At 73.0% G+C, this 25,518-nt stretch carries 24 protein-coding genes; 9 read left to right on the forward strand and 15 right to left on the reverse strand.

From position 1 onward, the window contains the following. The first annotated feature begins 81 nt into the window (after positions 1 to 81). Positions 82 to 1,410, forward strand: coding sequence for an MFS transporter (locus tag OYE22_RS04245; RefSeq protein ID WP_277319147.1), 1,329 nt, complete (start codon positions 82 to 84; stop codon positions 1,408 to 1,410). 49 nt (positions 1,411 to 1,459) lie between these two features. Here the strand turns inward: OYE22_RS04245 and OYE22_RS04250 are convergent, their stop codons facing one another. Further along, the gene (locus tag OYE22_RS04250) at positions 1,460 to 1,828 is read right to left on the reverse strand and encodes a DUF488 family protein (protein ID WP_277319148.1); all 369 of its coding nucleotides are present in this window, start codon (positions 1,826 to 1,828) and stop codon (positions 1,460 to 1,462) included. A 46-nt stretch (positions 1,829 to 1,874) separates the two neighbouring features. Between OYE22_RS04250 and OYE22_RS04255 the strand changes: the two genes are divergently transcribed. After that, positions 1,875 to 2,513 (forward strand): pyridoxamine 5'-phosphate oxidase family protein, encoded by a 639-nt coding sequence (locus OYE22_RS04255; RefSeq protein ID WP_277319149.1) that lies wholly within the window; start codon positions 1,875 to 1,877, stop codon positions 2,511 to 2,513. 13 nt (positions 2,514 to 2,526) lie between these two features. Here the strand turns inward: OYE22_RS04255 and OYE22_RS04260 are convergent, their stop codons facing one another. The 3 genes from OYE22_RS04260 to OYE22_RS04270 all read right to left on the reverse strand — a co-directional run bounded on the left by OYE22_RS04260 (position 2,527) and on the right by OYE22_RS04270 (position 7,616). After that, entirely contained in the window at positions 2,527 to 2,928 is a 402-nt protein-coding gene (locus tag OYE22_RS04260) for a hypothetical protein (protein ID WP_277319150.1), read from the reverse strand. 71 nt (positions 2,929 to 2,999) lie between these two features. Continuing rightward, positions 3,000 to 6,218 carry a cell wall-binding repeat-containing protein gene (locus OYE22_RS04265; RefSeq protein ID WP_277319151.1) on the reverse strand — a complete coding sequence of 1,073 codons (3,219 nt, stop codon included), beginning with the start codon at positions 6,216 to 6,218 and terminating at the stop codon, positions 3,000 to 3,002. 516 nt (positions 6,219 to 6,734) lie between these two features. Next, positions 6,735 to 7,616 carry a hypothetical protein gene (locus tag OYE22_RS04270; protein WP_277319152.1) on the reverse strand — a complete coding sequence of 294 codons (882 nt, stop codon included), beginning with the start codon at positions 7,614 to 7,616 and terminating at the stop codon, positions 6,735 to 6,737. A gap of 281 nt (positions 7,617 to 7,897) precedes the next feature. Here OYE22_RS04270 and OYE22_RS04275 point away from each other — a divergent pair, with 281 nt between their 5' ends. The 3 genes from OYE22_RS04275 (at position 7,898) to OYE22_RS04285 (ending at position 12,522) form a co-directional block, all read left to right on the forward strand. Next, positions 7,898 to 8,344, forward strand: coding sequence for a nuclear transport factor 2 family protein (locus OYE22_RS04275; protein WP_277319153.1), 447 nt, complete (start codon positions 7,898 to 7,900; stop codon positions 8,342 to 8,344). A 333-nt stretch (positions 8,345 to 8,677) separates the two neighbouring features. After that, the gene (locus OYE22_RS04280) at positions 8,678 to 8,998 is read left to right on the forward strand and encodes a nuclear transport factor 2 family protein (RefSeq protein ID WP_277319154.1); all 321 of its coding nucleotides are present in this window, start codon (positions 8,678 to 8,680) and stop codon (positions 8,996 to 8,998) included. A gap of 128 nt (positions 8,999 to 9,126) precedes the next feature. Continuing rightward, positions 9,127 to 12,522, forward strand: a complete 3,396-nt coding sequence (locus tag OYE22_RS04285) for a BTAD domain-containing putative transcriptional regulator (RefSeq protein WP_277319155.1) — start codon at positions 9,127 to 9,129, stop codon at positions 12,520 to 12,522. 56 nt (positions 12,523 to 12,578) lie between these two features. On the opposite strand, the gene OYE22_RS04290 is transcribed toward OYE22_RS04285, so the two are convergent. The 11 genes from OYE22_RS04290 to argC form a co-directional block, all read right to left on the reverse strand. Next, complete coding sequence (locus OYE22_RS04290; RefSeq protein WP_277319156.1) at positions 12,579 to 12,896, reverse strand: AzlD domain-containing protein; 318 nt, start codon at positions 12,894 to 12,896, stop codon at positions 12,579 to 12,581. Then, positions 12,893 to 13,648, reverse strand: a complete 756-nt coding sequence (locus OYE22_RS04295) for an AzlC family ABC transporter permease (RefSeq protein WP_277319157.1) — start codon at positions 13,646 to 13,648, stop codon at positions 12,893 to 12,895. Before OYE22_RS04295 ends, OYE22_RS04290 begins: the two co-directional genes overlap by 4 nt. Beyond that, positions 13,645 to 14,568 (reverse strand): branched-chain amino acid aminotransferase, encoded by a 924-nt coding sequence (locus OYE22_RS04300; RefSeq protein WP_277319158.1) that lies wholly within the window; start codon positions 14,566 to 14,568, stop codon positions 13,645 to 13,647. Before OYE22_RS04300 ends, OYE22_RS04295 begins: the two co-directional genes overlap by 4 nt. Next, the gene (locus OYE22_RS04305) at positions 14,565 to 15,023 is read right to left on the reverse strand and encodes a nuclear transport factor 2 family protein (RefSeq protein ID WP_277319159.1); all 459 of its coding nucleotides are present in this window, start codon (positions 15,021 to 15,023) and stop codon (positions 14,565 to 14,567) included. Before OYE22_RS04305 ends, OYE22_RS04300 begins: the two co-directional genes overlap by 4 nt. Continuing rightward, on the reverse strand, positions 15,020 to 16,282 hold the full coding sequence (locus OYE22_RS04310; RefSeq protein WP_277319160.1) for a DUF6421 family protein: 1,263 nt from the start codon (positions 16,280 to 16,282) through the stop codon (positions 15,020 to 15,022). Before OYE22_RS04310 ends, OYE22_RS04305 begins: the two co-directional genes overlap by 4 nt. Beyond that, on the reverse strand, positions 16,279 to 16,848 hold the full coding sequence (locus OYE22_RS04315) for a bacilysin biosynthesis protein BacA (protein WP_277319161.1): 570 nt from the start codon (positions 16,846 to 16,848) through the stop codon (positions 16,279 to 16,281). Before OYE22_RS04315 ends, OYE22_RS04310 begins: the two co-directional genes overlap by 4 nt. A 244-nt stretch (positions 16,849 to 17,092) precedes the next feature. Then, complete coding sequence (locus tag OYE22_RS04320) at positions 17,093 to 17,650, reverse strand: arginine repressor (protein ID WP_277319162.1); 558 nt, start codon at positions 17,648 to 17,650, stop codon at positions 17,093 to 17,095. Positions 17,651 to 17,656: 6 nt separating this feature from the next. Next, on the reverse strand, positions 17,657 to 18,883 hold the full coding sequence (locus OYE22_RS04325; protein WP_277319163.1) for an acetylornithine transaminase: 1,227 nt from the start codon (positions 18,881 to 18,883) through the stop codon (positions 17,657 to 17,659). Continuing rightward, positions 18,880 to 19,836, reverse strand: coding sequence for an acetylglutamate kinase (gene argB, locus OYE22_RS04330; RefSeq protein WP_277323975.1), 957 nt, complete (start codon positions 19,834 to 19,836; stop codon positions 18,880 to 18,882). The genes OYE22_RS04325 and argB overlap by 4 nt, the downstream gene beginning before the upstream one ends. Before the next feature lie 120 nt (positions 19,837 to 19,956). Continuing rightward, positions 19,957 to 21,111: a bifunctional glutamate N-acetyltransferase/amino-acid acetyltransferase ArgJ gene (gene argJ / locus OYE22_RS04335; RefSeq protein ID WP_277319164.1), complete on the reverse strand. Its 1,155-nt coding sequence runs from the start codon at positions 21,109 to 21,111 to the stop codon at positions 19,957 to 19,959. Between the two features lie 181 nt (positions 21,112 to 21,292). Next, entirely contained in the window at positions 21,293 to 22,321 is a 1,029-nt protein-coding gene (gene argC, locus OYE22_RS04340; RefSeq protein ID WP_277319165.1) for an N-acetyl-gamma-glutamyl-phosphate reductase, read from the reverse strand. Between the two features lie 209 nt (positions 22,322 to 22,530). Here argC and OYE22_RS04345 point away from each other — a divergent pair, with 209 nt between their 5' ends. The 4 genes from OYE22_RS04345 to OYE22_RS04360 all read left to right on the forward strand — a co-directional run bounded on the left by OYE22_RS04345 (position 22,531) and on the right by OYE22_RS04360 (position 25,475). Next, a complete protein-coding gene (locus OYE22_RS04345; RefSeq protein WP_277319166.1) occupies positions 22,531 to 23,052 on the forward strand; it encodes an AAA family ATPase in 522 nt (173 codons plus the stop codon). 149 nt (positions 23,053 to 23,201) lie between these two features. Then, entirely contained in the window at positions 23,202 to 24,053 is an 852-nt protein-coding gene (locus OYE22_RS04350; RefSeq protein WP_277319167.1) for a GNAT family N-acetyltransferase, read from the forward strand. 146 nt (positions 24,054 to 24,199) lie between these two features. Then, complete coding sequence (locus OYE22_RS04355; protein ID WP_277319168.1) at positions 24,200 to 24,646, forward strand: PPOX class F420-dependent oxidoreductase; 447 nt, start codon at positions 24,200 to 24,202, stop codon at positions 24,644 to 24,646. 190 nt (positions 24,647 to 24,836) lie between these two features. Then, entirely contained in the window at positions 24,837 to 25,475 is a 639-nt protein-coding gene (locus tag OYE22_RS04360; protein ID WP_277319169.1) for a LysE family translocator, read from the forward strand. The last annotated feature ends 43 nt before the right edge of the window (positions 25,476 to 25,518 follow it).

Consider the following 25,518-nt stretch of genomic DNA (forward strand, 5'->3'; position numbering starts at 1 on the left):
TGCGGAGTTCGCTCGGGCAGGGTGACATCGCCCCGGCCCCGGGGCCGGCTCACCCCTGGCACACGAGCGGACGAACGGACCATGAGACCCGCATCCCCCTGGCACGTCGCCGACTTCCGCACGCTGTTCACGGCATCGGCCCTCAGCCAGCTCGGTACGCACGTCGGCTACGTCGCCGTGCCCCTCATCGCCGTCTCCGCGCTCGACGCCTCCCCCGGCCAGGTCGGCGCCCTCGCCACGCTGAGCACGCTCGCCTTCCTGCTCATCGGGCTGCCCGCCGGGGCCTGGGTGGACCGGATGCGCCACCGCCGGGTACTGATCGCCGCCGACCTGACGCGGGCGGCGCTGTACGCCTCGGTCCCGGTGGCCTGGTGGCTGGACGCGCTCACCATGGGCCAGTTGTTCGCCGTCGTGCTGCTGGGCGGCTGCGCCACGGTCTTCTTCGACATCGGTTCGCAGAGCGTGCTGCCACAACTCGTGGGCCGCTCGGCGCTGGTGCCGGCGAACGCCGCGGTCGTCAGCCTCAGCGCGGTCAGCAGCGTGGCCGGACGCGGCGCCGGCGGCGGGCTCGTCCAACTGCTGACCGCGCCCATCGCCGTGGCCTGCACCGCCGCGAGCTACCTGGCCAGCGCCCTGCGGCTGATCGCGATCCGCCACACCCCGGCCCCGCGCCCCGGGCCCACCATCCGGCTCCGGGCCCAGATCGCGGAGGGCCTGCGGCACGTGTTCGGCAACCCGGAGCTACGCGCCCTCGCCCTGACGGCCGGCCTCATCAACCTCGGCGGCCAGCTCATCAACACCATGCTGCCCGTCCTCTTCGTCCGGGACCTCGGTTACCCGGCGGGCGCGCTCGGCCTGTTCTGGGCCGCGGGCGGGGTCGGCCTCCTGCTCGGCGCGCGCTGCGCCCGCCGCGCCGCGTCCCTCCTCGGCTACGGCCGCACGCTGGGCCTGGCCGGCCTGTGCGTGGCGCCCGCTGGTTTGTTGGTACCGCTCCTCGACCGCGGGCCCTGGCTGTGGGTGGCCGGCGCGGGGTGGCTGCTGGTGATGTTCAAGACGGGCATGGACAACGTGCTCGGGGTCAGCCTGCGCCAGCACATGACCGCCGACGCGCTGCTCGGCCGGATGAACGCCACCTTCCGCTTCGTCCTCACAGGCGCGCTCGCCGTCGGCGCGGCGGCGGCGGGCCTGCTCGGCGAGGTGGCCAGCGTGCGCGCCGCGCTCTGGGTGGGCGGCGCGATCCTCGCCACGGCGTTCCTCCCGGTCTTCCTCTCCCCGCTCCGCACGCGCCGCGACCTGCCCGCTCCCCAGGCACCGACCACGGGCACCCCGGCCACGCCCTCCCCGCCGGCACCGTCCCCCGCCGGCCAGGGGCCCGGGTGCGCCGACCGGGCCGGCGAGAAGGCGCCGTAACGTCGGCTCCCGGCTCCCGGCTCCCGGCTCCCGGCTCCCGGCTCCCGGCTCAGCGTCCCTCGCGTACGGTGTCCGCCAGGATCGCCGCGTGGCTGAGGTCGAGGTCCTTCGTCGCCGTCAGCAGGGTCAGGGTGCCGTGCCTGGCCCGGTCGTGGAGCTGGTCGAGGGCCTCACGGGCCGTGGGTTCCGCCAGTTCCGCCTGGTAGCGGCGGGCGAACTCGTCGCGGCGGGCCGGGTCGTGGCCGTACCAGCGGCGCAGTTCCGTGGAGGGTGCCGCGTCCTTGCACCAGTCGTCCAGGCGCGCCGCGTCCTTCGCCAGGCCGCGTGGCCAGATCCGGTCCACCAGGACGCGGGCCCCGTCGTCGGCCGCCGGCTCCTCGTACACCCGGCGCACCCGCACCTTCACCGCTCGGGCCATGATCGCCTCCAGTCATCGTCCAGTACCCCTCCTCATCATGCGAGGCATGGGAAAGACATACGAACGCATCGAGGGACGGTTGCGCGCCTTCATCGAGGAGCAGAAGATCTTCTTCACCGCCACCGCGCCGCTGTCCGGTGAGGGCACCGTCAACCTCTCGCCCAAGGGCGTCGCGGGGTCGTTCGCGGTGCTGGACGAGCGGACCGTGGCGTATCTCGACTTCGCCGGCAGCAACGCGGAGACCATCGCCCATCTGCGGGAAAACGGCCGCATCACGTTGATGTGGTGTGCCTTCGACGGGCCGCCGAACATCGTGCGGGTGCACGGGCGGGGCGAGCCCGTCTTCCGCGACGACCCGCGCTGGGTCGATCTCCTGCGGCACTTCCCCGCCGTGGACCCGGAGCCGCACGGGCTGCGGGCCGTCATCCTGGTGACCGCCGAACTCGTCCGGGACACCTGCGGCTACGCGGTCCCCCTGATGGACTACCGCGAGGACCGCGCGCTGCACGCCCGGCGCTTCGCGCGCGAGGACGACGCGTCGCTCAACGCCTACTTCCAGCGCAAGGAGCACATCGCCACGAGCATCGACGGCCTGCCCGGCCTCCCGTTGCCGCTGCCACCGTCGCCACCCCCCGCCGAGGGCGGGCAGACGCCCCGCATCCCCGCGCCGCGCTCGCCCGGCTGAGCCGGCGGGCGGATCACCGAAGGCGCGGCCGGCCTCGCGGGCGCGCGGCGGCCAGCAACACGAGCAGGAGGCCGGCGCCGGCCGCCGCCACGGCCGAGCCGGCGACCAGGGCACAGACCACGATGAGGGCCTGCGCCGCTCCGGCCACCAGCAGCGGCCGGCGCACGGGCCCAGCCCCGCGCCCCGCGCGGGCGATGCCCCGGCAGGCCACGGCGTCCAACGCCACGACGACCACGCCGAAGACCAGGGCGGCGACCACCAGGGCGTCGCTGGGGCCGCCGGTGGTCTCGTCATCGGGCCCGATGCCGCCCGCGAAGGTGGGCACGAACCAGAAGCAGTACGCGGAGACCACGATCATCTGGGCGACGAGCAGGGCCTGGATCATGAGCCGCGTCAGTCGGTGCGGGGTGCTCATCGTCTCGTTGCCTCTCGTCGCTGAGTGTGAACGCCCCGGCGTGGGACGTCCACACTCAGCGGTTTGCCTTGCTAGTGCTTCATGTAGTCCAGCGTTCCGTCATTCACGGAAAGCAGGCACCATCCCTTGACCTGCGAATACGCCTGGTCGGAGGGGATTTGGGCGTCCTGGGCGTACTGCCCGTAGAAGCGTCCCCATGCATTGTTGTAGTAGTCCATCTCGTGATGCCTACGTGCTACGGCCTCGCTCATGTTCGGGGGCTTCGGCCCCTTCTCGTGCCGGTCGGCGAAGCCCTTGGCCGTCTTGGAGCCCATCTCCAGGGCCATCTTGCCGTTCCAGATGCAGTGTCGGTAAGCGTCCTTCTTCCCACCGTTTCCCGCACTACCGGGCCAAGCACCACCCGGCTTTCCTTCCACGTTCGCCCATGCTTGGGCATGCGTCGCGGCGTCCTTGGCCTTCTTGCAGACACTCCACCGGCTCGGCCACTTACAGTAATCGAATTCGGAGTCGTTCATCCCTCCGTCGTATCCGCGAGTTGTCGCCTCATCGGCCCAGTCGGGGATGATGACAAGATCTTTTACCTTGTCCTCAGTGCCCGGGCTCTCTCCGGCCGGCACGATCTCGCCATCGATGAACTGCTCGGTCGCGGCCTTCTTCGCCGCAGAACCCACTGGGTCCGACAGCGCACTCGTACCGCCGAACAGCGTCACGTTGCGGGCGGACGCGCTGTGGTCCTCACCGAACCACTTGGACCCCTGGTCAAGCACAGTGGGCGAGTTGAGGAGGAGGGGCATGCTCTCAGCGGCTGCGTAAGCACCCGCACTCAGTCCGTCGCGGTAGTCCTTCGTTGTCGTCATGCCCACACGACCCGGCTCGGGCATGAACTTGTCCGCGATGAACGCACTGGTCTCGATGGCGTCTCGGCCAACTACGGCGGTGTCGGTACTCGCATAGGCACGACGAGCCGGGCCGCCCACAGCAGTCACCTTCGTGGAGTCGGGCAGCCCGTCGAGCCACTTCCTGGCCTCCACATCGAGCGTGGGGCCGTCGCTCAGGATCAAAGCACCGTCCACCGCTGCAACAGCGCTGGCCGCACTCACGCTGTCCTTCCAGCTATCTGCTGACGCCACCGCCACCTGACCGCGAGCGCTGAGGCCATCGCGCGCAACCTTGAGGGAGGTCTCCGTCGGAGTGACTCCGGCAAAGCGAACGGTGGTGTAACCACGGTCTCTTACGGATTTTTCCACCGCCGCACTCACGGAAGAACCAACGAGATAGACAGTCTTCCCCGAGGGAAGTATCCGAGTCAGCTCAAGTGCCACCTTGGCATCGAGAGCATCGGTGCTGTTCGTCAGGAGCGGCCCCTTCTTCGCCTTGGCCAACGGAATGCCTACGGCCCCGTCGTGGTGCTCGGCACTCGACGTGATAACTGCTGCCTCGGCAGAATGGCCACTGGTCGCACCAACTGACTTCCAGCGCGCCTGGGAAATCTTCACCGTAGTGTCGGTGACATCGGTGCCGGCGATGCGAGTGAGAGTGACCGCATCGAATGCAGAGTCCACCCGAAATGGCTGCCATGCGGACCAGCCAGTGTTGTGGTGTGTGCCGTCATAGGCTGAGGTACGGAACTCGTAACGCCCCCCGTCTCGCAACAGCCCTGAAGGTACGGTGACCGAGGCGGGTTCGCCGGCCGGAACCCAGTTCGACACCAAGTAGTTTCCCACGGTCGCGCCGGTGGCCCGGTCGCGGATCTCGAAGGTGCCGTTGACCGTGTCGCCATCGACGTCGTCAAAGCTCGCGCGAAGCACGGGGGTAGTGCTGTTTACGATCCACTCCCCGTTGCCGTACGCGTAAGGAGGGCCGGCTCGGTGGTGCACGCCAGTTTGAGGGCGGTAGTTGTAGTTGACCGACAGCTCAGGCGGGTTCTCGGCGTTGTCGGAGGAGTTGACCCGCTTCCACATCTTGGGGTCATCGCTGGTGGTGCGCAGTCCCATGTGGCCCGTGGAAACCTTGGCGGACGCCCAAGTCTGGACTAGCTCGGTCGCATCCGCTGCGATCCACCCGTCGGCGCCGCAGTCAGGGTTTCCCTTCGTCTGGGTGGATGAGTGGTACTCCTGGCGCCATTCAGGCTGGTTGCTCCACCGCGAAGTGGTAGCAGCCGCGCCGGTATCCCACACGGTCCACGGGTAGTCCTTACAGTCGGTGTTGCCTGAGTGGAAGTTGTAGAGCTGCAACTCAGCCTTGGCGATCAAGGCATCCTTGATCGGCTCCGTGTTCCAGTGAATAAAGGAGCGAGCCGCACGGTTGCTACCGTCTGGGTTCGATGTGCCTGGGTTACCGAAGTCCAGTTCCGTGTCGGAGGACCAGTCTCGGTCGTCGCCACGCTGAACGTAGGTGTCGAAGACGTTCGACAGCGCCGAGGTGGAGGGGTCGATGGTGACTGGGTAGCGCGTGTTCTTATCAGCGAGGAAATTACGGTCCGGCCTGATAACGAGGTCAATGGTGCCGCTGCCCTTGTTGACGACGTCCATGCTGACGGCAGCACGTCGACTGTGCTTGCCTGAGGGCGCGTCAACGGTGGCATCCCACATGATCGGAGCGGGCATCACGGCGCGTACTGAGCCGGACCGAACATCGATAAAGTGCACCGAGCCATCCGCTTGCTCGGTGGCCTCCAAGCCCTTGGACTTGACGGGCAGAACGTAGGAGTAGTCCTCCTCGGTGGGCCGCTCGGCGAGTTCTACGTACTGTGCGAATCCGCTACGCGTCGCCTCCACGAGTACGTCCGCCCCGGGCAGGGCCTTCCTGTAGCGGGCCGTGGTTCCGGAAAGCTCCGGAGCAGGGAGCCCGCCCTTCCATTGCAGGTGTATCTGATCGTTACCCGTACCGAGAGTGACCAGATCTCGTGGCGCGGCCGTTCGCGAATCGTTCAGCGACCGCGCCACGCGACCGCCACCCGGCGACACGTGCAGGCTCTCGGGATGCACCTTGGGCCCGACCACGCCACCGCCCAGGTTTGCGAGCCTTACGTCTACTTCGCGCCACTTCCCTTCTTGCTTTATGCGCTCGGGCCCTGACGTCATTTCTGTCGTGAACGAACCATCGGGGTTGGCGAAAGTCTGAGAGGTCTCAGTTCGCCGGGAAACCAGTTCCACCGGCTTGGTGTCACGACGAGCCTGGAATCGGGCAGTCGGCACTTCACCGGCATCGCCCGGGAGGACCTGTTCGATCGCTGCGACCTCACTGGCCGTCTCTTGTGCGCTATGACGTGCGGCCGAATCTGCCGCCACAGCCGTGCTACTTGCCATGAGCAGGGCCGTTCCAAGGGCCATCGAGTGGAGTGGCCATCTTCGCCTGGGGCGAGGGGACACGTTGTTCCTTTCATCTGTTGCCCTCCTTCGATGAGAGGGCAAGCCAAATGGCGACGAAACCTGTGAATCACGTCGCTTCGGGTATCGCGTGTCGAGACCTTGGTACGCGCCGCACGTTAGCCCAGCATTCGATCGCGCTGGAGTACTTCTAGCCAATCGGACGCTAAGCACCTGGTCAAACGAAGGTCCGCAAAAGGTTGTACGGGAATCTTCGGCGACTGCATAACGATTTCGGCAGTGGACGCCACGACCTCTAGCCGGAATCCGCCTGCGATGCGCCAACGCCCCTGGCGAGTGGGCTCTTCAACTCTTCCCTCGTCTGAGCACCTTCCGCACAATGGCCGAACTGCCCGCCCTGCGAGCTGCTCCCGACCGGGGGTGACTCCTTGAAACGGTCCTGCCCACCGGTGTTGTACACGTACGCGGCTCCGCCGATCAGCGCTCCCACGCCCGCCGCAGCGCGTCGATCTCCTCCGGCGTGCTCTCACGGGCGATGAAGGGGATGTCGAGCAGGTGGCGGGTGTGCTCCTCGCCCATCCGCTCGCGCACCACGCGGGAGTCGGCGAGCACCTGGGCGTACAGGGAGGCGCCGTCCATGCAGAAGATGTCGATCAGCGTCAGACGGCCGTCCAGGGCGCGGCGCACGTTCCCCGCGTTCAGGTCGATGCCGTCCCACCAGGGCATGGACGCCCGGTAGGCGGCGTTGACGTCGCACGCGGCGCGGTGCACGGCGGCGAAGTCGGGGTCGTCCGCCACCACGGGGCCCGCTCCTACGGGACCCGCTTCCACGGGATCGCCTGTCGCGGGACCGGCCGTGCCGGGGCCGGCCGTCGCGGAAGCCGTCTCGACGGTCGCGGGCGCGTCGGCGCCGGGGGTCGGTGCCTTCGCGGCGTCGTCGGCGGGTTCGCTCCGCGCGTGTCGGGTGGAGGCCGGTACGGAGGTCGGGCGCGCGTGCCACTGGCGCTGCACCGCGTCGGCCACCGGTGCCTCCACCGGTCGCAGGAACTCCATGACGGTCATCGTGCCGCCGCCGTCCAGCGCTTCGGCCCGCTCGACGCGCGGCAGGTAGGGGTTGCCGTCGCAGCGGCGGCACAGGTCGAGGAAGGCCGCGTACGCCGGGTCGAAGGGGCACACGCGGGCGGCCAGGTGGCCGCTCGGCGAACGCAGGCCCACCGCCCAGTCGCCGACGCCGCAGGGCGTCCAGCCGAGGCGGACGAGGTGGGCCGTCGCGTCCCGGTGCGTGCCGCGCGCCCAAGGGTGTTCGGCGAGCGGGGCGAGGTCGGCGTGGGCGGGCGTGGCGGTGTCGAAGGTGCGCATCCGGGCAGCGTAGGAGGCGAAGTGCCGCCGGGCACAACGGATTTCGCCCCTCCGCCGCGTCGGCGCGATCCACCGGGCGCGGGGCGCCGCCCGTCTCCCCGCCCGGCGCGGCCCGGCTCCCGACAGGGTGGGGCAGGCGCCCAACAGGGTGGGTGCCGAATGCCAGTTGGCCCGCGCGTGTGGGCCACGCCGGGCGCCAAGTTGTGGCAAGGTGTCGCGGTATCGGGGGAAGAGTGCGAGCCTGGAGCACGCCGACGAGCGCGTGCGTAAGGAGCTGACACATGTCCACAGAGAGCACCCGCGCCACCATCGACGCCTATCTGGCCAAGATCCGAGCCCGTGACCTGGACGGCGCGGTGGCGCTGTTCTCCGAGGACGTGGACTGGGACGCCCCGGCCTCGGGCGCGGCCCCCTGGTCGGGCCGGCGGTCCTCGCGCGCCGAGGTCGCCGAGTTCTTCCGACTGCTGCACGAGTACCTGGCGCCGCAGGACTTCACCGTCACGCACACCGTGGTCGAGGGCGACCACGGCGTGATCATCGGCCACCTCACGGACACCGTGAAGGCCACCGGCGCGACGCTGGCCACGCCGTTCGCGGCCCATGTGACCGTACGCGACGGGCAGATCGTCGGGTATCGCCTCTTCGAGGACACGCACGCCCTGGCCAAGGCGCTCAGCGGGGTCACGGGCCCGCCCGGCGCCGACGGCGCGACCGCCCCCGCCGGCTGACGGCCCTCCCCCGCGCCCGGCCCGGCCGTCGTCGCGCCGCGCGCGCCGTACCGACACGTCGACGTGTCGACCGGCCCCCGTCGTAACCGGCGTACGAGCCGACCCGACGCGGCCACGGCCTGGCGCCCCAACGCCGCCCCGGCAGACCTGATCCGTCCCACCTGTCCCACCCGTCCGACCTGCCCCCACGAACCTGAGCCACCGACCCACCGCCCCCGGCGGCCGCCAACCCGCGGTTCGCCGGTCGGGCGGACCCCCTACGTCGACCTGCCGCGTGTCCCGCACCGGGGCGCGCCGACCGGCAGCAGGAGCACCAGGAAAGGCCCCGATTCCATGAGCCTCAACGACACGCTGTCCCAGCCCGCGGTGCGCGCCTTCGTGGCGGCCGTCAACGCCTGCGACCGCGACGCCCTGTGGGCCACGCTCACGCCCGACGCGTCCATGACCGACGACGAGAAGGAGCACAACCTCGTCGAGTGGGCCGAGCGGGAGATCTTCACCTCGCACCCGAGCATGGACGTCGAGTGGGAGTCACCGGACGGGCTGTCGCTGCGGGCCCGCTACCACAACGACATCTGGGGCGACCTCTCCTCCGCGTGGACGTTCACCCTCACCGACGGGAAGATCAGCCACTTCGCGGCCGGGCCCGCCTGAGACAAGGCCGCCCCGGGCGCGCGACCGGACGACCGGCGCGCGCCGAGTGGGCGGCCGTGCGCGGCAACCGGGGCGCCCGCTGACCGCGTCCCACCCACACACGGCTACGGGCAGGGGAGAGGAGCCGGGTGAGCCACCCTCCGGGGGGAGCAGCGAACACGGCGGGGAGCGCGACGGTACGCCTGCGGCTGCTCGGACCGGTGGGCGTCGACGTCGACGGGCGCGAGGTCAGCCTCGGGCCGCAGCAGTGCGCGCTGCTCGCCCTGCTCGCGCTCGCGGGCGGGCGGGCGGTGAGCACCTCGCGGATCGTGGACGCGCTGTGGGAGGGGGCCGCGCCGGGCGGCGCGATCACCACGCTGCGCACCCACATCCTGCACCTGCGGCGCATCCTGGAGCCCGGGCGGCGGGCCAGGGACGGCTTTCGTGTCCTGGTGAGTTCGGGTGGCCGGAGCAACACCAACTACGCGCTGCACCTGGCCGAGCGGGACGTGGACGCGCTGTGGTTCCTGCGCCTGGCGCAGCGGGCGCGGGCCGCGTTCGCCGAAGGCGACGCCGCGCGGGCCGTCGCGCACTGGGACGCGGCCCTGGCGCTGTGGTCGGGCCCGCCCCTGGACGGGGTGCGCGACCGAGGCTTCGCGCTCGCCGAGGCGGAGCGGCTGACCGAGATGCGGGTGGTGGCCCGGGAGGAGCGGGTGGACGCGCTGCTCGCGCTCGGCCGCGACGAGGAGGCCATCGACGCGCTCGGCACGCTGGTCGAGGAACAGCCGCTGCGGGAGCGTCCGCGCGCCCAACTCGTCCTCGCGCTGTACCGGGCGGGCCGGCAGGCCGACGCGCTCGCCGCCTACCGGGACGTGCGGCGGGTCCTGGACGTGGAGCTGGGCATCCAGCCGGGCCGGGCGCTGCGCGAACTGCACCAGCGGGTCCTGAACGCGGACCCGGCGCTCGACCTCGACCCGGCGGGCCCCACGCCCGGGCCCGCGGCGGAACCGGCCGGCGAGCCCGCGGCGCCGGTCGCGCCGGCCCCCGTACCGCGCCAACTCCCCCTCGACGTGGCCGGCTTCACCGGGCGCGCGGAGCGGCTGCGGGAGCTGGACGCCCAACTCGCCGTACGGGCCCAGGCGGCCGAACAGACGCTGGTGATCTCCTCGGTCTCCGGGATGGCCGGCGTGGGCAAGACGGCGCTGGCCGTGCACTGGATGCACCGGGTGGCCGACCAGTTCCCCGATGGACAGCTCTACGTGAGCCTGCGCGGCTACGCGCCGGGCGCGCCGCTGGCGCCCGACGAGGCGCTGGGCCAGTTGTTGCGCGCCCTGGGGGTGCCGCCGGGGCACCTGCCGGAGCAGGCGGACGAGAAGGGCGCGCTGTACCGGTCGCTGCTGGCCGGGAAGCGGGTCCTGGTCCTGCTGGACGACGCCGCCGCCCTGGAACAGGTACGGCCGCTGCTGCCCGCCTCCCCCACCTGCTGCGTCGTGGTCACCAGCCGCAACGACCTGCGCGGCCTGACCGCCTTCCACGACGCGCACCACATCGACCTCGGCGCCTTCCAGGAGGAGGAGTCGCTCGCGCTGCTGGCCCGCGTCATCGGCTGGGAGCGGGTGCGCGAGGAGCCCGAGGCCGCCGCCGAGGTGACCCGGCTCTGCGGCCACCTGCCGCTGGCCGTGCGCATCGCCGCGGCCAACCTGCTGGGCAGCCGGGGGCGCGGCGTCGCCGACCTAGCCGCCGACCTGCGCGAGGGTGACCGGCTGGCGGAGCTGTCCACGGGCGAGGAGTGGGAGACGGCGGTACGGGCCCCATTCGACCTGTCGTACCAGGCGCTGCCCGAGGCGGACCAGCGGCTGTTCCGGCTCCTGGGCCTGATGCCGGGCGCCGAGTTCTCCACCCGCGCCGCGGCCGTGCTGGCCGGGCTGCCGGAACGGGAGGTCGCCAGGCGGCTGGACCGGCTGTGCGCCAGGAGCCTGCTGGAATCCTTCCGCCCCGGCCGCTTCCACCTGCACGAGTTGCTGCGGCTGCACGGCCGCGAGAAGGCGCTCGGCGCCGCCGACCCCAAGGAGCGCGAGGCCGCCGCCGGGCGGCTGTTCACCTGGTACCTGGCCACCGCCGACAGCGCCGCCCAACGGCTGTACGGGACGTTCTACTCGTGGTTCGCCGAGCCACCGCCCCCGCCCGACGACCCGCTGGCGGCGCCGCTGTCGTTCGCGGACAAGCACGCGGCCCTGGCCTGGTTGGAGACCGAGCGGGGCAACCTGCTGGCCTGCGTCGAGCACACCGCCGAGCACGGCCCGTACGTGATCGCCTGGCGGATCTCGCTGGTCCTGCACGGCTATCTGATGGCACATGGACAGCGCACGGACTGGCTGCGGGCCGCCGACGCCGGGCTGCGCGCCGCCGACGCCGACCGGGACGGCTACGGGCGGGCAGTCATGCACTGGAGCCTGGGATACGTGCACTGGGAACTGGCCCAGCACGAGGCGGCGCTGTGGCACAGCGCGCAGGCCGAGCGGTTGTACGAGGAGGCCGGGCTGCTGGCCGAGAAGGGCGGGGCGCTGCTCGGGCTCGCCGCCTCCAGCCGGGAGCGGGGCGAGTTGGACGCCGCGCACCAGCACGGGCTGCGGGCGCTTGAGGTCTACCGCGCGGTGGCGGAGCCGGCCGGGGAGATCTGGGCGCTGGCCCTGCTCGGCTTCGCCTGCCTGGACCGGGGCCACTACGCGCGGGCGCACGCGTACTTCTCCGAGGGGCACGGCCTGGGCCAGGGCTCCAGCGATCCGCACGCGGCGCTGCTGCCGCTGTGGGGGCTCGGCGCCACGCTGCACGGCCTGGGACGGTTCGCGGAGGCCGGCCGGATACTCCGGAGCGCGCTCGCGGAGGCCGATCGGCTGCCGTCCACGTACGCCGGCGAGGGCGTGCTGTGCTGCCTGGCGCTGCTGTGTCGGGACGCGGGCGACCCGCGGATGGCCGTCAAGCACGCGTCGGACGCCCTGCACACCACGCAGCGCACCCACCGCAGGCTGGTCGAACCCGACGCGCTCAACACCCTCGGCGCGGCGCTGCTGACCATGGACGACATTCCCGGCGCGATCGACCGGCACGAGCAGGCGCTGCGCCTGGCGACCGCGGCCGACTGCCGCCGCGCCGAGGTGGCCGCCCGTACCGGCCTCGCCGCCGCCTATCGGAGCCGGGGCACCTACCGCGAGGCGATGTCCCACGCGCACACCGCGCTGACCGTGGCCCGGCAGGTGGGGTTGCGCGTGGCGGAGGGCGAGGCGCTGACGGAGCTGGCCGCCGTGCGCGGGGCGTTGCGCCACCACGCGAAGGCGCGGGAGGCGGTGGAGCACGCCGTGCTCATCCACCGGGAGACGGGCTGCCGCCCCGGCCTGGCCCGCGCCCTCGACCTGGCCGGCGAGCTGCTCCAGGGGCGCAACTCGCGCGCGGCGCAGCGCTACCAGCGCGAGGCCGCCGAGGTGTACGCGACGATGGAGATGCCCGGCCAGCCCGGTGCGGGCGCGGCCCACGCGGAGTCGGGCTGAGCCGGGCCGGGTGTCGGACCAGGGCGCCGGACGGGCCGGCGCCGGGCCCGGCGGCGCTAGGTCAGGGCGCGGGCGGCCGCCGTGGCCGCCGCCGCGACGAGGATCACCAGCGGCACCGGGGCCCTGAGCCGCCAGGCGACCAGGGCCGCGGCGAAGCCGGTGACCCGGGCGTCGAGGGTGAGTCCGTCGCCGCCCTGGGCGCCCAGGAGTTGGGTGATGACCAGCACGGCGAGCAGGGCCGGCGTGAGGTACTCCACGAAGCGCGGGAACCAGGTGGGCAGCGCCCTGTCCCCCATGACCAGCGCGCCGGCGCCCTTGAGGAGGAAGGTCGTCGCCACCAGGGCGGCCAGGACGAGCCAGGTCGGGTCGGTCAACGGGCCCTCCAGGTGGCGGCCAGCGCGATGAGGCAGGCCGCGGCGATGGCGGTGTCGGGCAGCCCGACGGCGGTCAGGGCCAGGGCGCTGCCGGTCGCCGCGAGGGCCGCGGCGCGCCGCCCCGGGCGGCCGTCGGTGCCCAGGTGCGGGGCGAGGAGCAGGAAGAACAGGACCGGGGACACGGCGTCCAGGCCGTAGCGCGTGATGTCCACGGCCGTGATCGGGCCGAGCGCGCCGGCCAGGGTGCCGGCCACCCAGCCGAGCCAGAGCACGGCGCCGGAGGAGAGCAGGCGCACCCGGTCGAAGCGGCCGTCGGCGTCGCTGGCGATGGCCCAGGACTCCTCGATCACCAACTGCGCCTCCACCGCGCGCCGGGCGCGGCCGCCGCGCAGCGCGGGCAGGATGGCGAAGCCCATGACGAGGTAGCGCAGGTTGAGCAGGGTGCCGGCGACGGCGGCGGCCACCCAGCCACCGCCGCCCGCCAGCACGGACACGGCGGCGAACTGGGAGGAGCCCACGAACACCAGCCCGGACATGGTGGTCGCGGCCAGCGCGGTGAAGCCCGAGCCCTTGGCGAGCACGCCGAAGGAGATGCCGAAGGCGAAGATGGCCACGGTGAAGGGGAGCGCGGCCCGGGCGCCGGCCCGATAGGCGGCGCGCCGATCCGCCGTCGGCGCCGGTGGGCGCGGCGGCGGCCGGCCCTCGCCCCGCGCGGGCGGGTCCGGGCCCCGCGCGGGCTCGGTCGCGCTCACCGGTCCGCGCTCGCCGTGGCGGCAGCCACCGTGTCCCGGTAGTCCCGCAGCAGGACCGCGCCGAGCCCGCCGACCGGGAACGCGCGGTCGTCGATCGCGCGGACGGGCTGTACCTCATACGCGGTGCCGGTGAGGAACACCTCGCTGGCGCGGTCGAGTTCGGCCGGCGCGATGGGGCGCTCGTGCACCCGGACGCCGAGGCGCCTGGCGGCGGCGATGACGGTGCGGCGGGTGATGCCGTCCAGGAAGCAGTCGGGCACGGGGGTGTGCAGGTCGCCGTCGATGACGAGGAAGAGGTTGACGCCGGTCGCCTCGGCGAGCAGCCCGCGGTGGTCGAGCAGCAGCGCGTCGTCGTAGCCGGCGCGTTCGGCGGCCTGCCGGGCGAGGGCGCCGGTGGCGTACGTGGCGGCGCCCTTGGCCCGTACCGGGGCAGTGTCCGGGGGTGGGCGGCGCCAGCGGGCGGTGGCCAGGCGGACGCCGCGGAGCCGGGCGTCGGGGGCGAAGACGTGCGGCCAGGGCCAGGCCGCGATCGCGACGTGCACCCGGGCGCCGCGCGGCGAGACGCTCATCGTCTCGGTGCCGCACCAGGCCAGTGGCCGCACGTAGGCGTCGCGCAGGTGTTGGGCGCGTACCAGGGCGCGGGTGGCGCGGTCCAGTTCCGTGGCGCTCCAGGGCAGTTCGAAGCCCAGCTCGCGGGCCGACGCGCACAGCCGCTCGCTGTGCTCGTGGAGCTTGAACACCACGCCGTCGTAGACGCGTTCGCCCTCGAAGACGCTGGTGGCGTAGTGCAGGCCGTGGCTGAGTACGTGCAGCCGCGCGGCCCGCCAGGGGACGAACGCGCCGTCCAGCCAGATGACGCCGTCGCGCTCGTCGAAGGGCTCGGGGGACGCGGTGGGCTCGGCCGGTGCGGCCCCGCTCACGTGGCGAACCCCCGCTCGGCGTACGGGTAGCCCTCCAGCTCGTTGGCGGGGACCGCCTCGTCGCGGCGGGACGCGTAGTAGATGCGGACCTCGTCGATGAGGCCGGCGTCGTCGAAGCGGTAGACCTCCACGCCGCGCAGCACGGTGCCGAGTCCCGGCTTGAAGCTGGTCCACTCGCAGACGGCCGTGCGGGTGCGCTCGTCGGCGAAGACGCCGTCCACGACCCAGGAGGAGGAGTTGGCCGCCACGTCGGCGCCCCAGCGCTCGACCACCGGGTCGATGCCGACGATGGGTCCGCCCATGCCGACCGCGAGGTAGTGCACGACGTCCTCGGCCAGGACCCGCCCGAACAGCTCGCGGTCCACGGTGTTGCAGGCGTCGAAGTACCGCCGCACGGCCGTCTCCATGTGGTCCCGGCTCAGCGTGGCCCGGTGCGGCTGGGGCGAAGGAGTCATCTCTCTCCCGGTGCGAAGCTGAGCGGCGGAAGGGCGGCGAGTCGGTGGTGGGCCCGGCGCAGAACCTGCTGGTCGGCGGTGAAACGGTAGCGGTCGCCCGCTTCGCCGGCCGGCAGGAACCGCCGTACGAACGCGCGGGCCTCGGCCCGGTAGGCGGCGGGCGTCGCCACGCCCTCCTCCAACCGCGTGATGGCCGAGGCCAGTTCCGCCAGTGCCGGCAGCAGCCGGCGCGGGTCGAGGTGCAGCCGCTCGCCCCGTTCGGTGAGGGCGCCGTTCGCGCGCAGCCAGGAGAAGAGCAGGACGCCGGTGCCGGCGTCGAAGTTGCGTACGGCGTCGTCGGCCAGCGGGTAACGGAACATCCGCTCAAGGACGATCATGGCGATCTGCTTGTCGGCGTACGGCACGCCGCCCGCGGCGCAGGCCAGCGCGGTCTGGCAGTCCACCTTGAGTTCCTCAAGGAGGCCCACGAACCAGTTCATCTTGACCGCCAGGTGCTGGTCCAGCGGCCAGGCGCCCTGGTGGTGGAAGTAGTCGTGCAGGTAGCCCCAGAGCGAGCGGGCCTGGTAGCAGGTCTCGGGGCGCAGGCCGCTGGAGGCGCGCGGCACCGACTCGGGGGTGAGGACGGCCTCGGCGGCGGGCAGCGCGTAGGTCTCGTGGATCCTGCGGAACTTGCTGAAGGTGAAGATGGCGTACGCCTGCGCGCTGACCCGGTCGTGGGTGGCGACGTTCTCGGGGAAGAAGACGATGCAGTTGCCATGGGCGAAGCCGGCGCTGCCGGCGAGCAGCGCGGTGGCCTGCGAGGTGTTCTTCGGGTGCGGGTAGCGGGCGGCCACGGTTTCCAGGGCGCGCGGCTCCTCGCGTCGGACCAGGAAGAACTCCATCCGCTGGCCCACCGGCGGCACGCTGTTCGTGGTCCGGATCGGGGCCAGGAAGGCCGCCCAGTCACCGTCGGCCGGCGCCACCACGGCGTCCCGGGAGCGGGCGAAGTGCGGCGGGGTGTCCAACCCCGCGGCCAGCCAGTCGGCGACGTCCGCCCGCAGCGCGTCGGCCTGGTGTTCCCGCCCGTGCCCGGCGAACCAGCTTGCCGCCTGCGCGGCCAGCCCCCGCAGCGCCCGCGCGTCCCGCTCGTCGGGGGCCGCGATGGTGCCGTCGTCCCGCTGGCGCGCGCGGAAGGCGTCGACGCGCGGGATCAGGGTGCGGGTCAAACCCCGTGCCGTCGCGAGAAGTTGGGCGTCGGCGGGGTGCGGCGCGGCGCTCATGGCGCGACCTCGATCACCTGGTGGACGGTGAAGACCATCGGCACGGCGCCGAAGCTGTGCACGACCCGCAGGCCGTGGGCGCGGGCCGCGACCACCGTGGTGACGCACGCGTCGGCCCGGCCGTCGGCGCAGTCGATGGCGGCCTGCGCGTTGCTCAGCGCCGGGCGCGGTTCGCAGTAGGGCGGCACGAGGCCGGCCGGAGCCGGGTGGGTGGCCACCGTGCGCGGCTTCTCGGGCGCGGCGGCCGAGACGGCCAGCACCATCTCGTGGGTCGGCATGAGGAAGCTGTCGACCATGCGACAGGTGCGCAGGTTACCGAAGACCAGGGTGTGGAGCCGCGGGTAGACGGCGCAGGCGACCAGCGCGTGCGCCCCGGTGCGCGGGAGGCCGTCGAGCGCGGACTCCAGCGAGGGGTGCAGGGTGACGGTGCCACGGTCCGCGAGGCCACGGCGGTCCAGCCACTGCCGGGCGGCGGCCTCCAGGTTGGTGCCGGCCGGGCCGAGCGTGTGCAGCGTGCGGATCGTGTCGAGCGGGGACGGGGCTGCGGGCGCTGCGCCTTCCGGCATGTCTCCCCCAGTGCTCCGCGCGTGCGCGTGGCACGGGAACGGGCTCGGTGGTGTGGACAGGCATGTGCGAAGACAGCGCGCCGCGTAGGGCCACGGGGCGGCCGACGCGCTGACCCGGTACAGAAGCGGAATCACGCTACCGCCGCGCCCCCGGGGTGTCGAGAACCACCAACGGGTCCACGCCACCTGCCCACCGCGCCGGTCGTCGGCGCGCGATGGGCAGGTGGCGTGGGGTGCGAGCGGGTCAGCGGGCGCGCTGGGCCAGCCGCATCAGGTGGTCGGCCAGAGCCTGGCCGCCCTGCGGGTCACGGCTGATCAGCAGCAGCGTGTCGTCCCCCGCGATGGTGCCGATGATGTCGTGCACCTCGGCGGTGTCGATGGCCGAAGCCAGGAACTGGGCCGCGCCCGGCGGGGTGCGCAACACCACGAGGTTGGCCGACGCCTCCGCCGAGATCAGCAGCTCGCCCGCGAGCCGGGCCATCCGCCCCTCGCTCGCCGACTCGCCGAGCGGGGCCCGTGGCGTACGGTCGCCGCCCTCGCTGGGCACCGCGTAGATCAGCTCACCGCCGGTGTTGCGGATCTTCACCGCGCCCAGCTCGTCCAGGTCCCGGGAGAGCGTCGCCTGCGTGACGGTCAGCCCGTCGTCGGCGAGCAGCTTGGCGAGCTGGCTCTGCGAGCGGACCGGGTGCCGGCCCAGGATGTCCACGATCCGGCGGTGGCGGGCGGTACGGGTCTGCGGCACGGCCGGCCCGGTGGGCGTGTGCTCCCCGCCGTTCACCTCGTTGTCCTGCGCCTCGGTCATCGTCTGTCAGTCTCCGGATCGTCGTTCCCCATCGGGCGCGCTGGCCCCATGCGGCGCGGGTACCCCGTCGAGGACGGCGGGCAGCGCCCCAAGGAACGTGTCGATCTCCTCGGCCGTGACGATGAGCGGCGGCGCGAGCCGGATCACGTCCGGCGCGACCGCGTTCACCAGGAACCCGGCGTCCTGAGCCGCCTGCTGCACCCGCTGCGCGAGCGGCTCGTGCAGCACGATACCCAGCAGCAGGCCCGCGCCACGGACCTGGGCGACGCCCGGGTGGTCCAGCGCCTCGATTCCCTCGCGCAGCCGCCGCCCCACGCTCCGCACGTGGTCCAGCACCCCGTCGGCCTCGATGGTCTCCAGTACGGCCAGGGCCGCGGCGCAGGCCACGGGGTTGCCGCCAAAGGTGGTGCCGTGCTGGCCCGGCGTGAGGAGTTCGGCCGCCGGGCCGAAGGCGAGGGTGGCGCCGATCGGCAGGCCGCCGCCGAGCCCCTTGGCCAGCGTGACGACGTCCGGCTCGACGTCCTGGGCCCGGCTGGCGAACCAGTGCCCGGTGCGGCCGATGCCGGTCTGCACCTCGTCCACCACCAGCAGGGTGCCGGTGGCCCGGGTGATCTCGCGGGCCGCGGCCAGGTAGCCGGCCGGCGGCACGATCACGCCCATCTCGCCCTGCACCGGCTCGACGATGACCAGCGCGGTGTCGGTGGTGACGGCCGCGCGCAGCGCGTCGACGTCCCCGTACGGCACGTGGGTGACCGTGCCGGGCAGCGGCAGAAACGGTTCTTGCTTGGCGGGCTGCCCGGTCAGGGCCAGGGCGCCCATGGTGCGGCCGTGGAAGCCGCCGGTGGTGGCGACCATGTGGGTGCGCCCGGTGCGCCGGCCGATCTTGAAGGCGGCCTCGACGGCCTCGGCTCCCGAGTTGGCGAAGAAGACGCGGCCCGCCCGCTCGGAGCCGAAGAGGCGCAGCAGGCGCTCGGCCAGGGCGACCGGGGGTTCGGCGACGAAGAGGTTGGAGACGTGGCCGAGGGTGGCGATCTGGTCGGAGACGGCGCGCACGACGGCCGGGTGGGCGTGGCCGAGGGCGTTGACCGCGATGCCGCCGACGAGGTCCAGGTACCGCGTGCCGTCGGCGTCCCACACCGTGGCGCCCTGACCGCGCACCAGCGGCACGCGCGGAGCGCCGTAGTTGTCCATCAGCGCGGCCTGCCAGCGCTTGGCCAGTACGGAGTTGTTCACGTCTGCTCCTCGTCCGGCACGACCATGGTGCCGATTCCCTCGTCGGTGAAGATCTCCAGCAGGATGGAGTGCGGCACCCGGCCGTCGATGACGCGCGCGGTGGTCACTCCCCCGCGTACGGCGGTCAGGCAGCCCTCCATCTTGGGCACCATGCCGCTGGCCAGATCGGGCAGCAGCTTCTCCAGTTGGGACGCGGTGAGCTGGCTGATCACCTCGTCGCTGTGCGGCCAGTCCGCGTACAGCCCCTCGACGTCGGTGAGCACCATCAGCGTCTCGGCGCCGAGGGCGGCGGCCAGCGCGGCGGCGGCGGTGTCGGCGTTGACGTTGAAGACGCCGCCGGCCGGGCCGTCGGCCGCGTCGCCGCTGCGCGCGATCGAGGAGATCACCGGGATGCGGCCGTCGTCGAGCAGCGCCTGGATGGCGCCCACCTCGATGTGGGTGATGTGGCCGACCCGACCGAGGTCGACCGGCTCTCCGTCCACCCGGGCGTAACGCTTGGTGGCGGTCATGGTGTGCGCGTCCTCGCCGGTCATGCCGACGGCCAGCGGACCGTGCTGGTTGAGCAGCCCGACCAGCTCCCGCTGCACCTGGCCGGCCAGCACCATCCGTACGACGTCCATCGCCTCGGGGGTGGTGACCCGCAGGCCGGCCGCGAAGGTGGACTCCAGGCCCAGCCGGTCGAGTTGGGCGCTGATCTGCGGTCCGCCGCCGTGCACGACGACCGGGCGCAGCCCGGCGTGGCGCAGGAAGACGACGTCCTGGGCGAAGGCGGCCTTGAGGTCGTCGTCGACCATGGCGTTGCCGCCGAACTTGATGACGACGCACTTCCCGTGGTGCCGGGTCAGCCACGGCAGCGCCTCGATGAGCGTGCGGGCCTTGGGCAGCGCGGTGTGTTTACGGGTCGCCGTCTGGGCGGGACGGGCGGGAGCGGCCGGCGCGGGCTGGGCCGACACATCGGGCTGGACCGGCACGTCGGGCTGGACCGGCACGTCCGGCCGCGCAGGCGCGTCGGCGGGCGGGGGGCGTGGGCTGGCCGGTGGGCCGGGGCGCGGCGGGTTCGGGGGCGGTGTGGCTCATGAGGAGTACGCGCTGTTCTCGTGGACGTAGTCGGCGGTCAGGTCGTTGGTCCAGATCACCGCGGACTCGCTGCCGGCCGCGAGGTCGGCGGTGACGCGCACCTCGCGGTAGCGCATGTCCACCAGCTCCCGGTCCTCGCCGACGCTGCCGTTCTTGCACACCCACACGTCGTTGATCGCCACGTTCAGCTGGTCGGGCTCGAAGGCGGCCGACGTGGTGCCGATGGCGGAGAGCACCCGGCCCCAGTTGGGGTCCTCGCCGTGCAGGGCGCACTTGAGCAGGTTGTTGCGGGCGATGGACCGGCCGACCTCGACGGCGTCCTCCTCGGTGGCCGCGCCGACGACCTCGATCCGGATGTCCTTGGACGCGCCCTCGGCGTCGCGGACGAGCTGCTGCGCCAGGTCGGCGCAGACCACGCGGACCGCCTCGGCGAACGCCGCGTACCCGGGCGCGCTGCCCGAGGCCCCGGAGGCCAGCAGCAGCACCGTGTCGTTGGTGGACATGCAGCCGTCGGAGTCGACCCGGTCGAAGGTCGTACGGGTCGCCGCGCGCAGCGCCTTGTCCAGGTCGCCGGCGTCCAGGTCGGCGTCGGTGGTGAGCACGACGAGCATGGTGGCCAGACCCGGGGCGAGCATGCCCGCGCCCTTGGCCATGCCGCCGACGGTCCAACCCTCCTCGCTGCGGAAGACGGCCGTCTTGTGCACGGTGTCGGTGGTCTTGATCGCGATGGCGGCGCCCTCCCCACCGTCCGGGGTGAGCGCGGCGGCGGCCCGCTCGATGCCGGGCAGCAGCTTGTCCATCGGCAGCCGCAGCCCGATCAGGCCCGTGGAGGCGACGGCGACCTCGGCGGCGCTGTGCCCGAGCACGTCCGCGACCTTCTCGGCCGTGGCGTGGGTGTCCTGGAAGCCGAGCGGTCCGGTGCACGCGTTGGCGCCGCCGGAGTTGAGGACGACGGCGGAGACCGTGCCGCCGGCCAGGACCTGTTCGGACCACAGGACGGGGGCGGCCTTGACGCGGTTGGAGGTGAAGACGCCGGCCGCGGCCAGCCGCGGGCCCTGGTTGACGACCAGGGCCAGGTCCGGGTTGCCGTTCTCCTTCAGGCCCGCGGCCACGCCCGCCGCGGTGAATCCCTGTGCTGCCGTAACGCTCACCGTGCTGCTCCGTTCGCTTCCAGGAGTTCCAAGAGGTGCAAGGGGGTGCCTGCGGCCGCCGCCGCGCGCGGGGGTGGGTCCGGTGCCGGTCGTACCGGGCGCACCAGCCGTACCGGGCCTACCGCGTGTGTCGGCCGCTGGGGCCGGTGCCGCCTGGGGGCGGGCCTCCTCGGCGCGTGGTTCACGGCGCCACTCCGGTGGCGGGCAGGCCCATCTCCTCGGGCAGTCCGAGGGCGACGTTCATGCTCTGCACGGCGCCGCCCGCGGTGCCCTTGGTCAGGTTGTCGATGGCGGCGATGACGATGAGCCGGCCGGCCGCGGGGTCGTGGGCGAGTTGCAGGAGCGCGGTGTTGGCCCCGTACACGGCGGCGGTCGCGGGCCACTGCCCCTCGGGCAGCAGCCGCACGAACGGCTCGTCGCGCAGCGCCTTCTCGTACGCGGCGCGCGCCGTCTCCGCATCCACGCCGGGCCTGGTACGGGCGCTGCAGGTGGCCAGGATGCCGCGCGGCATGGGCGCGAGCGTGGGCGTGAACGAGACGCTGACCGGCTCCCCCGCGACGGCCGAGAGGTTCTGCGTCATCTCGGGGGTGTGCCGGTGGCCGCCGCCAACGCCGTACGGGCTCATGGAGCCCATGACCTCGCTGCCGAGCAGGTGCGGCTTGGCGGCCTTGCCCGCGCCCGAGGTGCCGGACGCCGCGACGATCACCGCCTCCGGCTCGACCAGGCCGGCGGCGTAGGCCGGGAAGAGGGCGAGCGAGACGGCGGTCGGGTAACAGCCGGGCACCGCCACGCGCTTGCTGCCGCGCAGCGCGTCGCGCGCGCCGGGCAGTTCGGGCAGCCCGTAGGGCCAGGTGCCGGCGTGCGGCGAACCGTAGAACGCCTCCCAGTCCGCGGCCTGCCGCAGCCGGAAGTCCGCGCCGCAGTCGACCACCAGCACCTCGGGCCCCAGCTCGCGGGCGACCTCGGCGGACTGCCCGTGCGGCAGCGCGAGGAAGACCACGTCGTGCCCGGCCAGGCGGCTGGCCTCGGTCGGCTCCAGCACCCGCTCGGCCAGCGGCCCCAGGTGCGGCTGGAGCGCGCCGAGCGACTGCCCGGCGTTGGAGTTACCGGTCAGCGCGCCGATCTCCACCTCGGGGTGCCCGAGCAGCAGCCGCAACACCTCCCCGCCCGCGTACCCGCTCGCCCCGGCCACCGCTACCCGCACCGTCATCGAACCCCTCCTCCGTGATGGCATGACTATACGGAGGTAGGTAGCTTTATGCAATGAGTGGTCACGCCTCACGGGACGCCCTCGCGCTCAGCGCGACCGCGATCGACACTTCACCAGGGGGCGCGGGGGCCCGTACGAGCCACCGGCCTCCGGGGCGGCGGACCACCCGTCGCCCGTGCCGGTGCCCGCGTGGCGCTAGCGTGGGGCGCATGATCGTGTGGCTCAACGGCACCCATGGCGCGGGCAAGACGACGACCAGCGCGCTCGTACAGCAACTGCTCCCGGACTCGCGGGTGTTCGACGCCGAGAAGGTCGGCGAGACGCTCATGGACATCACGCCCGGGCTACCCGAGACGGACAACTTCCAGCACTGGCCGCCGTGGCGCCCGCTCGTGGTCGAGACCGCCCGCCGCGTGCTCGACTACGCGGGCGGCACCCTGGTGGTGCCGATGACCGTCCTGGTCGAACCGTACTGGCGCGAGATCAGCGCGGGCCTGGCCCAGTACGCCATCCCCGTACGGCACTTCGTGCTCCACGCCGACCAGGAGACCCTGCGCGCCCGCATCCAGAACGACACCGTCCTCGGCCCCTCCCCCTTCCGCTTCAAGTACGTCGAGCCCTATGCCGAGGCGGCCCGCACCTGGCTGCACGCCGAGGCCGAGGTCATCGACACCACCCACCTCACGCCCGCCCAGACCGCCCTGCGGATCGCGGAGGCCGTCAAGGGGTGAGGGCCGCTCGCTGGCCCGTGGTGTCGGGGCGCGCGAGCCACGGTCCGGGGGTTCGGCCGGGTGGAGCCGGCGCGGCACGGCGCTCCCCGGCCATCGCGCCGGAACGGAAACCCGCGGACGCGGCCCGCCAGCGTGCGGGATCGTGAGACATGCGCCCGGATGACTGGCACCTCACCGACGACCTCAGCGCCTTCCTCGACCGAGCCGGCGAGTTCCTGCGCTCACGCCCCGCCCTGCACACGGTCCCGTTGACGGTGACCGCACGGCTGGCGGGCGAGCCGGGCCCGTACGGCGACGAGGCGCCCCTCTTCGGAAGCCTCGGACGGGTGGGGGAGGTCCGCGCGGCCTTCTTCCACACCCCGCCCCGTCGCCTGTACCTCACCAGCCTCTCCCCCGAGGAGGCCGACGCCCTCGCCGCCCGGCTGGCCCGCTCCGGTCGCCCGCTCCCCGGCGTCAACGCCGACCACGGCACGGTCACCGCCTTCGCCGCGGCCTGGCAGCGCCGCACGGGCGCGACAGCGACGCCGTACCAGCGCGAGCGCCTGTACCGCCTGGGTACGCTCACGCCACCCAGGCCGCCGGCCGGGCGGGGCCGCGTCGCGGACGGGCGGGACCGCCAGCGACTCATGCGCTGGCACCGCGAGTTCGTCACCGCCACAGGGGGGAGCCCGGCCGCGGATCACGGCCCGTGGGCGGACTCACGCATCGCCCACGGCCGCGTCACGCTCTGGGAGACCCCGGACAAGACCCCCGTCTCCATGGCGGGTCGGACCCCGCTGGTCGCCGGACAGATCCGGGTGACCCCGGTCTACACCCCTCCCCACCTGCGTGGCCGGGGCTACGCAAGCGCCGTGACGGTCGAGGTGAGCCGGGCCGCGCTGGCCGCGGGTGCGGCGGAGGTCCTGCTCTTCGCGGACCTGGCCAACCCCACCAGCAATGGCCTCTACCAACGGATCGGGTACCGTCCGGTCGCCGACTTCGCGGTGTACGACTTCACGTGAGTCGTGAGCCCGGTTTCGTGACCCGTGGGGGCCGGGGCACGTCAGTCGCGCCGTCGCGGCACCGGCTCCCGTCTCGTCGGGCACGCCGGCCGGAACGCGCGGTTCCCCCCGTCGGCCCCGGTGATCATGGTTGGTAGCCTCGCCGGATGACCGCGACCTTCAGCGAAGCCGTCCGCGCCCGGCTGCGAGCCCCCAACATCTGGTACGTCGGCACCGTGTTCCCCGACGGAGCGCCGCAGGTCAGCCCGATGTGGGTGGATCTGGAGGGCGAGGGGGAGCTGACGTTCAACACCTCGGTGGGCCGGGTGAAGGAGGAGAACCTCCGCCACGACCCGCGCGTTTACCTCTCCCATGCGGATGCCGCCAACCCCTTCGACCGGGTGCAGATCAGCGGCGAGGTGGTCCGCTTCGTCGAGGGCGACGAGGCGCACGAGCGGATGGACCGGCTGGCCCGCAAGTACCTGGGCAGCGAGCGCTTCGAGTGGATCATGCCGGGAGAGCGGCGGGTCGCGGTGATCGTGCGCCCGACCAAGGTGCGGCACATCGTCGGCGTCGAGCCGTTCCGGCCGGGCGGCCCGGTCCCCGCCTCCTGACTATCACCCGACGCGGGCCGGGCGCCGGTCGGAGCGACGGTGAAGCGGCGGCCCGTGCCCGGTCACTCAGGGCTCCCTGGGCTCCCAGGGCCCACCATGCGCGGCGGCACCGGCAGCCTCACCCGTACGCGAGCCCCGCGCCGCGCTCCCCGGGCGTGCGCCGCCGGTGCGGTGGCTAGGCTGCTATTCCATGGCCATAAGTACCGCAGTCTGGTCCTTCGCCTTGGTCGTAGGGCTGTTGACGCTGACTCCCGGTCTCGACACCGCGCTGATCCTGCGCACCTCGATGCTCGGCCACGCCCACCGCGCCTGGGGCGTCGTCCTCGGCGTACAGGGCGGCATCCTGCTGTGGGGGGTCTTCACCTCCCTCGGCGTGACCGCGCTGCTGACCGCCTCGCACCTCGCGTACGAGTGCCTGCGCTGGGCCGGCGCCGCCTACCTGGTCTGGCTTGGCCTGCGGATGATCCGTGACACCTTCCGCGGTGGCCACGGGTCGCGAGTGCCCGACGCGGCGGCGCCGGAGGGCGTGGACTCGCTGCTCGGCGGGGTACGGCAGGGGGCGCTCACCAACCTGCTCAACCCGAAGGTGGGCGCCTTCTACGTGGCGGTGCTGCCCCAGTTCATCCCGGCGGGCACCCACCAGTTGGCGATGGGGCTGCTGCTCACCCTGGTGCACATCGTGCTGGGCCTCCTCTGGTCCCTCGTCCTGATCGGCTGCGCCCGGCTGCTGCACCAGTGGCTGCGCACCCAGCGGGCGCAGCGGCTCCTGGACCGCGTCACCGGCACCGTCATCACCGCCCTCGGCCTGCGCCTGGCCGTCAGCCACTGAACCCGACGGGCGACCCGCGACGGCCGATGGCGGCCGGTGACGG

Origin of the sequence: Streptomyces sp. 71268 (assembly GCF_029392895.1) — a bacterium.
Classification (GTDB): Bacteria; Actinomycetota; Actinomycetes; order Streptomycetales; family Streptomycetaceae; genus Streptomyces.